Raw genomic sequence first — 13,618 nt, 5'->3', positions numbered from 1 at the left:
GCCGCCGCCCGGCGGCCCACCCACCCGGAAGGGCAACGCGTATGGAGCAGTACGAGCCCGAGCGCCTCTCCGCGGCCCAGTTGGCCGCAATGAGGCGCAGCCTGACCACAGGCAGGGGCGCCCTCACCCGCCGTTCACTGCTGCGCGCCTCCGGCGCCGGCGCCCTCGCGCTCGGCGGCATGGCGACGCTCGGCGCGTGCGGAATACCGCCCGCGAAGCGGGAAGGGGACGCGGCGGCGGCCTCGGACGACCACTCGGCCCGTGAGAAGCAGATCAACTTCTCCAACTGGACCGAGTACATGGACGTCAGCGAGGACGAGAAGAGCCGCCCGACGCTGCAGGCGTTCACGAAGCGCACCGGGATCAAAGTCAAGTACACCGAGGACATCAACGACAACGTCGAGTTCTTCGGGAAGATCAAGCCGCAGCTGGCCGCGGGCCAGGACACCGGGCGCGACCTCGTCGTCGTCACCGACTGGCTGGCCGCGCGCATCATCCGGCTCGGCTGGGCCCAGAAGCTCGACCCGGCGAACCTGCCGCACGCGTTCGCCAACCTCTCCGCCCAGTTCCGCAGCCCCGACTGGGACCCGGGACGCGCCTACTCCTATCCCTGGACCGGCATCCCCACCGTCATCGCGTACAACGTGAAGGCGACCGGAGGCCGCAAGGTCGACTCCGTCACCCAGCTTCTCGACGACCCGAAGCTCAAGGGCAAGGTCGCCTTCCTCTCCGAGATGCGCGACTCCGTCGGCATGACCCTGCTCGACATGGGCAAGGACCCCGGGGCGTTCACCGACGCCGACTTCGACGCCGCGACAGGCCGGCTCCAGAAGGGCGTCGACAAGAAGCAGATACGCCGCTTCACCGGCAACGACTACACCGCGGACCTCAGCAAGGGCGACCTTGCGGCCTGTGTCGCCTGGGCCGGCGACATCATCCAGCTGCAGGCCGACAACCCCGACATCAAGTTCGCGATACCCGCCGCCGGATACATCACCTCCAGCGACAACCTGCTGGTCCCGGCCAGGGCCCGGCACAAGACCAACGCCGAGAAGCTCATCGACTACTACTACGAGCCCCCGGTCGCCGCCCAGCTCGCCGCGTACATCAACTACGTCTGCCCGGTCGACGGGGTCGCCGCGGAGCTCGCGAAGATCGACCCGGCGATGGCCTCGAACACGCTGATCCTCCCGGACAGGGAGATGGCCGCGAAGTCGCGTTCCTTCCGTTCGCTCAGCTCCGAGGAAGAGACGGCGTACGAGGAGAAGTTCGCCAAGCTCATCGGCGCCTGACCGGCCCGTTCCCCCTCCCGACCTCCCTCGACACCACTGGGACTGCGACCCATGACACAGCAGCAGACAGCGGGCGGCGACGTCCGTCTCACCGGGATCAGCAAGACGTTCGGCTCCTTCACCGCCGTACAGCCACTCGATCTGACCGTCCCCCAGGGCTCCTTCTTCGCCCTGCTCGGCGCGTCCGGCTGCGGCAAGACCACCACCCTGCGGATGATCGCGGGCCTGGAGGAAGCCACCACCGGCACGGTCTCGCTCGGCGGCAAGGACATCACGGGCCTGCCCCCGTACAAACGGCCCGTCAACACCGTCTTCCAGAGCTACGCGCTGTTCCCGCACCTCGACGTCTCCGAGAACGTCGCCTTCGGACTGCGCCGCCGCGGCATCAAGTCCGTGAAGAAGCAGGTGGGGGAGATGCTGGATCTCGTCCAGCTCGGAGACTTCGCCCGGCGCAAACCGCACCAGCTCTCCGGCGGCCAGCAGCAGCGCGTGGCCGTGGCCCGCGCACTCATCAACCACCCCCAGGTGCTGCTGCTCGACGAGCCGCTGGGCGCGCTCGACCTCAAACTGCGCCGCCAGATGCAGCTCGAACTCAAACGGATCCAGACCGAGGTCGGCATCACGTTCATCCACGTCACCCACGACCAGGAGGAGGCCATGACCATGGCCGACACCGTCGCGGTGATGAACGGCGGCCGGGTCGAGCAGCTCGGCACCCCCGCCGAGCTGTACGAGAACCCGCAGACCACCTTCGTGGCGAACTTCCTCGGGACCTCCAACCTCATCGAGGCCGAGATCGTCTCCGCGGGCACGGACATCGTCGTCTCGGCCGGCGGCGGGAAGCTCCGGCTGCCCGGCGGACGGTGTTCCGCCCCCGCCGTGAGCGGCGGCAGGCTGCTCGTCGGCATCCGCCCCGAAAAGATCTCCCTGGTGCGCGCCGACGAGGCGGACGAGATAGCCGACGGCCGCAACCGGGTCACCGGACGGATCGCCGACTCGAGCTTCATCGGTGTCTCCACGCAGTACGTCGTCGAGAGCCCGGCCGGCAAGGCACTGCACGTGTACGAGCAGAACGTCGACCACCGCGCGGGCCTGGTCCCGGGCGCCGAGGTCGTCCTGCACTGGAACCCCGCACACACCTTCGGCCTGGACGCCGCGCAGGACATGGACGCGGGCGTGGAGAGCGTGGAGGACGCGGCGTGAGCGTCACCGACGCGCCGCCGGCGCCACCCACCGAACCGAAGATCCGCAAGCCCTCCACGCGCAAGAGGCTCATCCCGTACTGGCTGCTGCTCCCCGGCATCCTGTGGCTGATCGTCTTCTTCGCGCTGCCGATGGTCTACCAGGCGTCGACCTCCGTACAGACCGGATCCCTGGAGAAGGGCTTCCAGGTCACCTGGCACTTCCGGACGTACTGGGACGCCTTCGCCGACTACTACCCGCAGTTCATCCGGTCCCTGCTCTACGCCAGCACCGCCACGTTCCTGTGCCTGCTGCTGGGCTACCCGCTCGCCTACCTGATCGCCTTCAAGGCGGGACGCTGGCGCAACCTGGTGCTCGTGCTGGTCATCGCGCCGTTCTTCACCAGCTTCCTGATCCGGACGCTGGCCTGGAAGACGATCCTCGCGGACGGCGGCGCGGTCGTCGACGTCATGGACAGCCTGCACGTCCTGGACGTCACCAGCTGGCTCGGCTGGACGGAGAACAACCGCGTCCTGGCCACGCCGATGGCCGTCGTCTGCGGTCTGACGTACAACTTCCTGCCGTTCATGATCCTTCCGCTCTACACCTCGCTGGAGCGGATCGACGGCCGGCTGCACGAGGCGGCCGGCGACCTGTACGCCACCCCCGCCACCACCTTCCGCAAGGTGACGTTCCCGCTGTCCATGCCGGGGGTGGTCTCCGGAACCCTGCTGACCTTCATCCCGGCCAGCGGCGACTACGTCAACGCGGAGCTGCTCGGCTCCACGGACACCAAGATGGTCGGCAGCGTCATCCAGACCCAGTTCCTGAGAGTCCTGGACTACCCGACGGCTGCCGCCCTCTCCTTCATCCTCATGGCGGTGGTCCTGCTCATGGTCACCTTCTACATCCGCCGGTCCGGGACGGAGGACCTGGTCTGATGCCCGTACTCCGCTGGATTCGCCGGAACCTGATCGTGATCGCGGGTCTACTGACCCTCGCGTACATGATCCTGCCGAACATCGTCGTGATGGTGTTCTCCTTCAACAAGCCGAACGGCCGCTTCAACTACGCCTGGCAGCGGTTCTCGCTGGACGCCTGGAAGGACCCCTGCGGCGTCGCCGACCTGTGCGGATCGCTCGGGCTCTCGCTCAGGATCGCCGTCTGGGCGACCGTCGGCGCGACCGTGCTCGGCACGATGATCGCCTTCGCGCTGGTCCGCTACCGCTTCCGGGCGCGCGGCGCGATCAACTCGCTGATCTTCCTGCCGATGGCGATGCCCGAGGTCGTCATGGCCGCCTCGCTGCTCACGCTCTTCCTCAACATGGGAGCCGAGCTCGGCTTCTGGACCGTGCTGATCGCGCACATCATGTTCTGTCTCAGCTTCGTGGTGACGGCGGTCAAGGCGCGTGTGATGTCGATGGACCCGAGGCTCGAGGAAGCCGCACGCGATCTCTACGCGGGCCCCGTGCAGACGTTCGTCCGGGTGACCCTCCCGATCGCCGCTCCCGGGATCGCGGCGGGCGCGCTGCTCGCCTTCGCGCTCTCCTTCGACGATTTCATCATCACCAATTTCAACGCGGGCTCCACGGTGACCTTCCCCATGTTCGTCTGGGGATCGGCTCAGCGCGGTACACCTGTGCAGATCAACGTCATCGGTACGGCCATGTTCGTGATCGCCGTGGCGGTGGTACTCGTCGGACAGCTCATTGCGAACCGGCGGAAGAGCAACGCGGGAAAGTAACACCTGAAGGAGTTGGAAACCATGGCCCCGGACGCCATGCGTACTGCTGCACATTCGCTCTCCGACGCGACCCCCCTCTCCTACTGGCTCGACGACCCGGGAAAGCCCGAAGCGCTCCCCGCGCTCACCGCGGACGAGCACTGCGATCTCCTCGTCGTCGGCGGCGGTTACAGCGGACTGTGGACCGCGCTGCTCGCCAAGGAGAGGGATCCCGGGCGCGATGTCGTCCTCATCGAGGGATACGAGTCGGGCTGGGCCGCCTCCGGCCGCAACGGCGGATTCTGCGCGGCCTCGCTGACGCACGGCCTGGCCAACGGACTGGAGCGCTGGCCCGACGAGATCGGGAAGCTGGAGGAGCTGGGCGGGCGGAACCTCGACGCCATCGAGGCCGCCGTCGCCCGCTACTCCATCGACTGCGACTTCGAGCGCACCGGCGAGATCGATGTCGCCACCCAGCCCCACCAGCTCGAAGAGCTGCGGCAATGGCACGGCCGGACCGAGGAGCTCGGCTTCACCGGAGTGGAGTTCCTGGACCGGGAGCAGGTGCGGACCCATGTCGATTCACCGACATTCCTGGGTGGTCTGTGGGACCGGCGAGGGGTCGCCATGCTGCACCCGGCCAAGCTCGTCTGGGGGCTGAGGCAGGCCTGCCTCAGCCTGGGTGTACGGATCTACGAGCACACCAGGGCCCTCGACCTCGCCGCGCAGGGAGCCGGCATGGCGGTGCGCACCCCGTACGGCAGGGTCTTCGCCCGCAAGGTCGCGCTCGGCACGAACATCTTTCCGTCGCTGGTCAAGCGCATGCGCCCGTTCACCGTCCCGGTGTACGACTACGCGCTGATGACCGAACCGCTCACCGCCGACCAGCTCGCCTCGATCGGCTGGCAGAACCGGCAGGGGCTGGGGGACAGCGCGAATCAGTTCCACTATTTCCGGCTCTCGGCCGACAACCGAATCCTGTGGGGCGGATACGACGCGATCTATCCCTACGGGGGTCGGCTGAATTCCGATCTCGACCAGCGCCCGGAGACTTTCCTCAAACTCGCGGGCCAGTTCTTCGAGTGTTTTCCGCAGCTCTCGGGTGTGCGTTTCAGCCACGCCTGGGGAGGTGCGATCGACACCTGTTCGCGTTTCTCGGCATTCTTCGGAACGGCCCATCGCGGCCGGGTCGCCTATGCGGCCGGATACACCGGACTGGGCGTCGGGGCCACGCGTTTCGGGGCCGATGTGATGCTGGATCTGCTGTCCGGCGAGGAAACGGAGCGCACGGCTCTCGAAATGGTCCGCTCCAAGCCGCTGCCGTTCCCGCCGGAGCCGTTCGCCTGGGCCGGGATCGAGCTCACCAAACGGTCGCTCGCCCGCGCGGACAGCAACGGCGGGCACCGGAATCTGTGGCTGCGGGCCATGGACCGGATGGGGCTCGGCTTCGACAGCTGAGGCCCCGGCAGCCGACAGGACCGTGAGTGACCCAGCTCACTGCAGTTGGGTGGCCGAACCCGCGTCATGATCCGGGCGGACGGCACTCCCCTACGTGAACGCACCGGCGGAAACCTGCCGGTGCCCACGTCGGAGGAGGCAGTTCATGACCGGCACGGGGGCACGCGCAGCGGTCGAATGGCTCGCATCGGTGGCACCGGACCCGGCGGCCTGCCGGCGGGAATGGGAGCGCAATCCGCAGGGGATCGCGCTCCTTCCCGCCGGCAGGCGCTGGGACGTACTGATTCTGCCGGGGGAGCTGGGCTATCCGACCCTCGATGTGCTCACCCGGCTCATCGACCGGCCGGGGCCGGTCCTCGCCGATTTCGGCGACGCCCGCATGGGGTTCTTCGTGCCGCCGGGAACGGCCGCGCGCTGGCTCGGAACCGGTATCCGCGGGGCGGGGCAGGGCACCTGGATCGTCATCCCCTACCCCGGCCGCACGGTCGGCGGGGTGCGGTGGCTCATCCAGCCGGACGGGTCCGGAACCCTCACCGACGCGACCGTCCTGGAGCTCGCGATGCATGAGGCCGCAGCCGCCCGAAGCGCCTACGGGGGAGGCGACCGCGACTGAGCGGGGGCGGCCGCTCCTCATGCCGGAGCCCGCACGGTTACGCGCCGGGAGCCCGGTACCCGACGTGCCCGGCCTTCTGCAGGGCGTCCAGCGTCTCCTCGACGCTCAGGAGGACCGTCGTCTCGAACGAATCGAGCGCACCACCTCCGGTGATCGCCAGGGCGACCGCGGCCATGGACGCGTTGTCCGGGGCTTCCCAGAGGCAGTGGCCGTCGTGCGTGCCGAAGGCGTACCAGAAGCCGTGGAGTTTCCCTCCGACGGACTCGATGTACGACCGGGCGGCCTTCGAGCGGTCCTCGGGGTTGCCGATCAGGCGTGCCCACGTTTCCGGCGTGTAGCTGAACCTCGACAGGTAGAGCGGCATCGTGTCCCTCTCTCGTTTCGTCAGGGGATACCCGCTCCGCCCGGGACGAGGGCGCGGGCGGCCCGCGGATCCCCTGAACAGCGGCATCCGCTCGGCCGGACGGGCCGGCCGCGGCGCCCGGCAGCGTCGACGACGAGGGGCGAGGAACCGTCAGAGGTCTTGACAACTTGATTGGTCTGGACCATGTTGTGCGCGGCCCCACTCAATTCCCCCCTGCACGGAGGCTGTTGTGGAACGCACCGGACCACCCGCCCGATTCTCCGGACTTCTGGCTGCCTTCTCGGCCGCCCTGCTCGCCGCCGGAGGGCTCGTCGCCACGGCGCCGGCCGCCGGTGCGGCCGACGCGGACCTGGCGCGCAACGGCGGCTTCGAGGCGGGCCTGGACGGCTGGAGCTGTACCGGCGGCAGCGGAGCTGTCGTCAGCACGCCCGTACACGGCGGCACTTCCGCACTGAAGGCGACACCGGCCGGCAGCGACAACGCCCAGTGCTCCCAGACCGTCACGGTGAAGCCCGACTCCACGTACACGCTGAGCGCGTGGGTGCAGGGCAGCTACGTGTACCTCGGCGCCTCCGGCACCGGGACCACCGACGTCTCCACCTGGACCCCGTCCGCCGGGGCGTACACGAAGCTCACCACCACGTTCAGGACCGGCGCCGCGACCACCTCGGTCAGCGTCTACACCCACGGCTGGTACGGCACCCCGGCCTACTACGCCGACGACCTCACCCTCGTCGGCCCCGGCGGCGAACCCGTCGTCGTGCCCGCCGCGCCCACCGGACTCAAGGCCGGTACGGCCACCGCGTCCGCCGTTCCGCTGTCCTGGACCGCTTCCGCCGGAGCCACCGGCTACAACGTCTACCGGGGCGGGACGAAGGTGCTCAGCGCCTCCGGTACCTCGGCGACCGTGACGGGGCTGGCCGCGTCGACCGCGTACAGCTTCCAGGTCACCGCGGTCAACGCCGCGGGAGAGTCCGCGAAGTCCGCCGCCGTGAGCGCCACCACCACCGCCGGCGGCGGGGGAGGCGGGAACGGGGACCTCCCCGCCCACGCCCTCGTCGGCTATCTGCACTCCAGCTTCGCCAACGGCTCCGGCTACACGCGGATGGCCGATGTGCCGGACTCGTGGGACGTCATCAACCTCGCCTTCGGCGAGCCGACGTCCGTCACCTCCGGCGACATCCGCTTCTCGCTCTGCCCGGCCGCCGAGTGCCCCGGGGTGGAGTCCGAGGCGGAGTTCAAGGCCGCGATCAAGGCCAAGCAGGCCGCCGGCAAGAAGGTGCTGATCTCCATCGGAGGCCAGAACGGCCAGGTGCAGCTCGCCTCCACCACCGCCCGTGACACCTTCGTCTCCTCCGTGTCCAAGATCATCGACACCTACGGGCTCGACGGCCTGGACATCGACTTCGAGGGCCACTCCCTCTCGCTGAACACCGGAGACACCGACTTCCGCAGCCCGACGAGCCCGGTCATCGTCAACCTGATCTCCGCGGTGAAGTCCCTCAAGGCCAAGTACGGCGCGGACTTCGTCCTCACCATGGCCCCCGAGACCTTCTTCGTGCAGCTCGGCTACCAGTACTACGGCTCAGGCCCGTGGGGCGGCCAGGACCCGCGCGCCGGCGCCTACCTCCCGGTCATCCACGCCCTGCGCGACGACCTCACCCTGCTGCACGTCCAGGACTACAACTCGGGCTCCATCATGGGCCTGGACAACCAGTACCACTCGATGGGCGGCGCCGACTTCCACATCGCCATGACCGACATGCTGCTCACCGGCTTCCCGGTCGCGGGCGACCAGACCAGGGTCTTCCCGGCCCTGCGCCCCGAGCAGGTCGCCTTCGGCCTCCCCGCGTCCACCCAGGCGGGCAACGGTCACACCTCGCCCGCCGAGGTCACCAAGGCGCTGAACTGCCTGACGAAGAAGACGGACTGCGGCTCGTACCAGACCCACGGGACCTGGTCCGGGCTGCGCGGACTGATGACGTGGTCCATCAACTGGGACCGCTTCAACAACTGGGAGTTCCAGAAGAACTTCGACGCCTACTTCGGCAGCTGACCTCCCGCAGCACCAGCAGCAGCACCGCGCTCAGGCACCAGCTGGCGAACACGTCCAGCGGCCAGTGGTAGCCGCGCAGCACCAGACCGATGCTCGTCGCCGCCGTCATCAGGACGGCGGCGACGAGCATCATCCATGAACGCCGCACGTACGGCGCCAGCAGCAGGGCCGCGGCCCCGTACGCCACCGCAGCCGTGGCCGTGTGGCCCGAGGGGTAGTAGCCGGTCGCCTCCGTCAGCGGCCCCTGGCGGTCGGTCCACACCTTGAGGGGAACGACCAGCACAGGCACCGCCGCCATGACAGCCACGGCGCACAGCGCGGCACGACGGTCACGGCGGAACCAGGCGAAGACGACCGCGCACGCCAGTACCGGCACGGCCACCTGCATGTTGCCGAGATCGGCGAAGAAGTCGGAGAGCCGGGCGGGACCCCGTCCGGCCAGAGCCAGACCGGCCCGTTCGTCCGGTCCCAGCAGGGGGCCGTCGGCCACGACCTGCCAGGTGACCAGCGCGAAGAGCACCAGCAGCGCCGACACCCGGGAAACGAGAAGAACCGGCCACCGGGGAACAGGGGGGATTGTTCCGAGGTGGCCGGTCGGATCGGTTTGCCGCGCGCCCCGGGGGGTGTGGGGCGAGCGGCCATCCGATCGGTGAGGAGTTCCGGAGCCAGAGGCTCCAGTGGTGTGCGCCAGGGCACGACCGGGTCGGCACTGGGGGAGCCCCGGCCCGGCATCGCCCGCAGTCCCCTGCGGGCGGGGTGTTTCTCTCATCTGCGGAAACCGTACGTCAGAGGAAGGGGGGACCGATAGCGGCAACGTTATCCCGCCATCGCCCCCGCACACCTTCTTCACAGGCCCACACGCGGGCCGAGGCCATCCCCGCCGAAATCGCCTCGCCGCGGCAGACGGGCCCGCACGGGATCAGAGCGTGCCGAATGCCTGCTCGATGATGTCCAGGCCCTCGTTCAGCAGGTCCTCACCGATGACGAGCGGCGGCAGGAAGCGCAGGACGTTGCCGTACGTGCCACAGGTCAGCACCAGCAGGCCCTCGGCGTGGCAGGCCTTGGCCAGCGCCGCCGCGGCGGCCGCGTCGGGGTCCTTCGTGCCGGACTTCACGAGCTCGATCGCGATCATCGCGCCACGGCCGCGGATGTCACCGATGATGTCGCCGTTCGGGAGCTTGGACTGCAGCTCGGCCAGACGGCCCTTCATGACCTCCTCGATGCGCTTGGCCTTCCCGTTCAGGTCCAGCTCGCGCATCGTCTCGATGGCACCGAGCGCACCCGCGCAGGCCACCGGGTTGCCGCCGTACGTGCCACCGAGGCCGCCGGCGTGCGCGGCGTCCATGATCTCGGCGCGACCGGTCACCGCCGAGAGCGGCAGGCCGCCCGCGATGCCCTTGGCCGTGGTGATCAGGTCGGGGACGATGCCCTCGTCCTCACAGGCGAACCACTGGCCGGTGCGGCAGAACCCGGACTGGATCTCGTCCGCGACGAAGACGATGCCGTTGTCCTTCGCGAACTGCGCGATCGCCGGGAGGAAGCCCTTGGCCGGCTCGATGAAACCGCCCTCGCCGAGGACCGGCTCGATGATGATCGCCGCGACGTTGTCCGCGCCGATCTGCTTGGTGATCTCGTCGATGGCCTGCGCGGACGCCTCGGCACCGGCGTTCTCGGCGCCGGTCGGCCAGCGGTAGCCGTACGCCACAGGGACGCGGTAGACCTCGGGCGCGAACGGACCGAAGCCCTGCTTGTACGGCATGTTCTTCGCCGTCAGCGCCATCGTGAGGTTCGTCCGGCCGTGGTAGCCGTGGTCGAACACGACGACCGCGGTGCGCTTGGTGTAGGCGCGGGCGATCTTCACGGCGTTCTCGACGGCCTCGGCGCCCGAGTTGAACAGCGCCGACTTCTTCGCGTGGTCGCCCGGCGTCAGCTCGGCGAGCTGCTCGCAGACCTCGACGTACCCCTCGTACGGCGTGACCATGAAACAGGTGTGGGTGAAGTCGGCGAGCTGAGCGGTGGCGCGGCGCACGACGGCCTCGGCCGACGCGCCCACGGACGTCACGGCGATACCGGAACCGAAGTCGATCAGCCGGTTGCCGTCCACGTCCTCGATGATCCCGCCGCCCGCCCTGGCGGTGAACACCGGCAGCGTGGAGCCCACGCCCGCGGCGACGGCCGCGACGCGGCGAGCCTGCAGCTCGACCGACTTCGGGCCGGGAATGGCAGTGACGACGCGGCGCTCCTGCGGGATGTCGGACATGCGGGGCTCCTGGGGGTGTTTCGGACGCTTCTCTTTCTGCAGGCTAGGGGCGGGGACGGGCGGCAGGCATGCTCCGATCGGGAGCACTGGGGGTGTGTCCTTGTCCGCGGCGGACAGATGGCCTACCCGGCATGCTGTGCCGTCCCGGCCCGCGCCATCCGGCCGGGTTGCTGAACTCCCCGTGTCCTGGCACTAGATTGACCGGTGCAGAGGCGGGACGTGGCTGGTCAGGGGGCAGCGGTTCATGGACACCGAAGGCACGTACGGCAAACGGGGCACGAGCGCGGACCGGGTGCCCCGCCCGGCGGGACCACCGCCGTCCGCTCCACCGCCCCCCGCGCACGCGCCCGCGGCAGGCCCTCCGCTGGAGGAATGGCTGCGCACCCCCCGCCCCGTACGGGAACCGGGTGTCTGGCGCTACGGCCACACCCCGCGCCCGCCCGAGAAGCCGGAGGGCGTCTCCGACCGCTCGCTGGTGGCCGGGGTGCTGATCTCGGCGCTGTGCGGGCTCCTCCTGTGGTCCCTGTGGCGCAACGGCTACATCCCCTACCGGCTGGTCCCCCTGAAGCTCTTCACCCCGGGCGACTGGTGGTACGCGGGAACGTTCGGCGGACCCAGGACGGTCGAGGGCGCCGACGCCCTCACCGTGTACGAGGCCGTCCTCTTCGGACTCCTCGTCTACGGGTGCGGGCGTCTGGGGAACTGGTCCGAGATCTTCCGCCGTCACGTTGCCGGGCGCGGGCAGCCCTTCCTCGCCCTGGTGACGGCCGCCGCCGCGGCGGTCGCGCAGCTTCTGGTGTGGAAGGACGCCGTACCCGTCGTCAGGCCGGTGCTCGTCCTCGTCGCCTCGGTGGCGGGCGGCGAGATCTACCAGAGCCAGGCTGTGGTGAACGTGATCTACGCCCTGATCACCCTCGGGGTCCTCTGGCCGTTCGCCCGCCTCGGGAACTGGCGCGAGACGGCCGCCGAGTGCTTCAGGGGCCGCTCCGGCGCCCCGGACCCCGTCCCGGCGGCCCCCGCCGCACCCCCGGACGCCGCCACCCCCGACCAGTGGCCGGAACTGCGCGCGGCAGGGCAGACCGACGCAGCCGAGACACTCGCCGCCGAGGTGCGCACCGGCCGGATGAACGACGTCGACGTCGCGCGTCTGCGCCACGCCTGGGCCGTGGGCCGGGCACACGCCGACCGGGCCGCCGCACTGACCGAAGCCGTCCTGCGCACCGGCGGAGCCGCGGCGCTCCATCCGTCCGGTGCCCGCGACCTGCCGCGGCGCGCCGCCCGCCACGACCTGCTCACCGGCCAGGTCCGTATCGGCAGCTACGCCGACGACCCGCACAACCCCTACGCGCGCCGCGGCTCGGGCGTCGCCCTGGAACCCGCGCTGCTCGGCACCTCGCTCCTCGCGGTCGGACCGCCCGGGGCCGGGAAGTCCGACCGGCTGGTGCGCCCGGTCGTGGAGTCGCTCGCCCTCCAGGCACTCGCCGGACGGGCGGCCGTACTCGCGGTCGGCCCGGCCGGGGGACAGCTCGGCCCCGACGACGCGTACGACGTCGTCGTGCGGATCGGTGACCCCGCCTCGGTCCACGACTTCGACCTGTACGGCGGCACGACCGACCCCGACGAGGCCGCGGGAGTGCTCGCGGAAGGGCTCGTCGGCGATGTCACCAACCTGGACAGCAGGCGCGCCGCCACGGTGCTCGCCCAGTTGCTCGGCCCCTACCGGGCCGTCCACGGGCACTTTCCCGGGGTGCCCGCACTCAGGGAACTCCTCGACGGAGACCTGTCGGCGTTCGGCACGCTGCGGGATGCCCTGTCGGCCGGCGGCCATCACTCGATGCTGCGCGAACTCGAGACCCGCGCGCGCCAGAAGGGCGGAGCCGGAGACCCGGCGCCGGTGCTCGCCGACCGGATCGCGCTGCTCGACCGGCCCGCGTTCTCCCCGTTCTTCGCCACCGGCGACGGCGCCCGCCCCTTCTCGCTGCGCTCCCTGGAGCACCTCCCCCTGCGGGTCAGGATCGATCTGCCGGAGCGTGCGCACGCCGAGGCCTCGCGGCTCCTCGCCCGGCTGGTCCTCGCCCAGTTCAACGCGATCGCCGCCGCCCGCACGGACCACTCGCTGTTCGTCTGCCTGGTACTGGACGACGCCACGCACACCGTCACCACCGAGACGGTCAGGGGCGTCCGGCGGCTGCGGTCGGTCAACGCGGGCGCCGTCCTCACCCTGCGCACCGTGGACGACGTACCCGAAGGACTGCACACCGCGCTGCTCGGCGCGGTCGGCTGCTGCATGGTCTTCTCCGGGGTCACCACATGGGACGGCAAGCGCTTCGCGGAGGTCTGGGGCAAGGAGTGGGTGGAGACCCGCGAGGTCGCCCAGCACGCGGTCTTCGCCGACCAGCCGTTCACCCGCGCGCTGCACGGTTTGCGCAAACTGGTCACCGGCAAGGCCGTGACCAGGGACGCCGTGACGGTGAGGCGCGTCGAACGGGAGCGCTGGTCGGCGTCCGAGCTGGCCTACTCGCTGCCCGCCGGACACGCCGTCCTGTCCCTGACGACAGTCGACGGCGAACACGCGCCGCCGCTGCTGGTCGAGCTCGGACGCTGAGAGCGCGGGCCGGGGCAAGCGGTTACGGGGAACCTGCCGCCCTGGCAGAATCGATTGCGGCCGTC

Annotated in this window: 11 protein-coding genes; 8 read left to right on the top strand and 3 right to left on the bottom strand. The window is 70.1% G+C overall.

The features are described 5' to 3' along the window. Window positions 1-41 precede the first annotated feature (41 nt). The 6 genes from ACFW9O_RS28615 (at window position 42) to ACFW9O_RS28590 (ending at window position 6,268) form a co-directional block, all read left to right on the top strand. Window positions 42-1,292, top strand: a complete 1,251-nt coding sequence (locus tag ACFW9O_RS28615) for a spermidine/putrescine ABC transporter substrate-binding protein (RefSeq protein ID WP_384613338.1) — start codon at window positions 42-44, stop codon at window positions 1,290-1,292. Between the two features lie 51 nt (window positions 1,293-1,343). Continuing rightward, a complete protein-coding gene (locus tag ACFW9O_RS28610) occupies window positions 1,344-2,495 on the top strand; it encodes an ABC transporter ATP-binding protein (protein WP_384613336.1) in 1,152 nt (383 codons plus the stop codon). Further along, on the top strand, window positions 2,492-3,415 hold the full coding sequence (locus ACFW9O_RS28605; protein WP_384613334.1) for an ABC transporter permease: 924 nt from the start codon (window positions 2,492-2,494) through the stop codon (window positions 3,413-3,415). Before ACFW9O_RS28610 ends, ACFW9O_RS28605 begins: the two co-directional genes overlap by 4 nt. Further along, window positions 3,415-4,218 (top strand): ABC transporter permease, encoded by an 804-nt coding sequence (locus ACFW9O_RS28600; protein WP_351180629.1) that lies wholly within the window; start codon window positions 3,415-3,417, stop codon window positions 4,216-4,218. The genes ACFW9O_RS28605 and ACFW9O_RS28600 overlap by 1 nt, the downstream gene beginning before the upstream one ends. Window positions 4,219-4,239: 21 nt before the next feature. Continuing rightward, complete coding sequence (locus tag ACFW9O_RS28595; protein WP_384613332.1) at window positions 4,240-5,655, top strand: NAD(P)/FAD-dependent oxidoreductase; 1,416 nt, start codon at window positions 4,240-4,242, stop codon at window positions 5,653-5,655. Window positions 5,656-5,800: 145 nt separating this feature from the next. Beyond that, window positions 5,801-6,268 carry a hypothetical protein gene (locus ACFW9O_RS28590; protein WP_384613330.1) on the top strand — a complete coding sequence of 156 codons (468 nt, stop codon included), beginning with the start codon at window positions 5,801-5,803 and terminating at the stop codon, window positions 6,266-6,268. Between the two features lie 37 nt (window positions 6,269-6,305). Here the strand turns inward: ACFW9O_RS28590 and ACFW9O_RS28585 are convergent, their stop codons facing one another. After that, window positions 6,306-6,632: a GYD domain-containing protein gene (locus ACFW9O_RS28585; RefSeq protein ID WP_384613329.1), complete on the bottom strand. Its 327-nt coding sequence runs from the start codon at window positions 6,630-6,632 to the stop codon at window positions 6,306-6,308. A gap of 229 nt (window positions 6,633-6,861) precedes the next feature. Between ACFW9O_RS28585 and ACFW9O_RS28580 the strand changes: the two genes are divergently transcribed. Continuing rightward, window positions 6,862-8,688 (top strand): chitinase, encoded by a 1,827-nt coding sequence (locus ACFW9O_RS28580; protein ID WP_384613328.1) that lies wholly within the window; start codon window positions 6,862-6,864, stop codon window positions 8,686-8,688. Here ACFW9O_RS28580 and ACFW9O_RS28575 read toward each other — a convergent pair. After that, a complete protein-coding gene (locus tag ACFW9O_RS28575; RefSeq protein WP_384613327.1) occupies window positions 8,639-9,457 on the bottom strand; it encodes a phosphatase PAP2 family protein in 819 nt (272 codons plus the stop codon). The two genes, ACFW9O_RS28580 and ACFW9O_RS28575, sit on opposite strands and share 50 nt — an antisense overlap. Window positions 9,458-9,607: 150 nt before the next feature. After that, the gene (gabT, locus tag ACFW9O_RS28570) at window positions 9,608-10,948 is read right to left on the bottom strand and encodes a 4-aminobutyrate--2-oxoglutarate transaminase (protein ID WP_351179370.1); all 1,341 of its coding nucleotides are present in this window, start codon (window positions 10,946-10,948) and stop codon (window positions 9,608-9,610) included. Between the two features lie 244 nt (window positions 10,949-11,192). Between gabT and ACFW9O_RS28565 the strand changes: the two genes are divergently transcribed. Continuing rightward, window positions 11,193-13,553: an ATP/GTP-binding protein gene (locus tag ACFW9O_RS28565; RefSeq protein WP_384613325.1), complete on the top strand. Its 2,361-nt coding sequence runs from the start codon at window positions 11,193-11,195 to the stop codon at window positions 13,551-13,553. The last annotated feature ends 65 nt before the right edge of the window (window positions 13,554-13,618 follow it).

The organism is Streptomyces sp. NPDC059499, from assembly GCF_042749285.1.
Lineage (GTDB): Bacteria > Actinomycetota > Actinomycetes > Streptomycetales > Streptomycetaceae > Streptomyces.
This window is presented reverse-complemented; position numbering and strand designations above follow the sequence as displayed.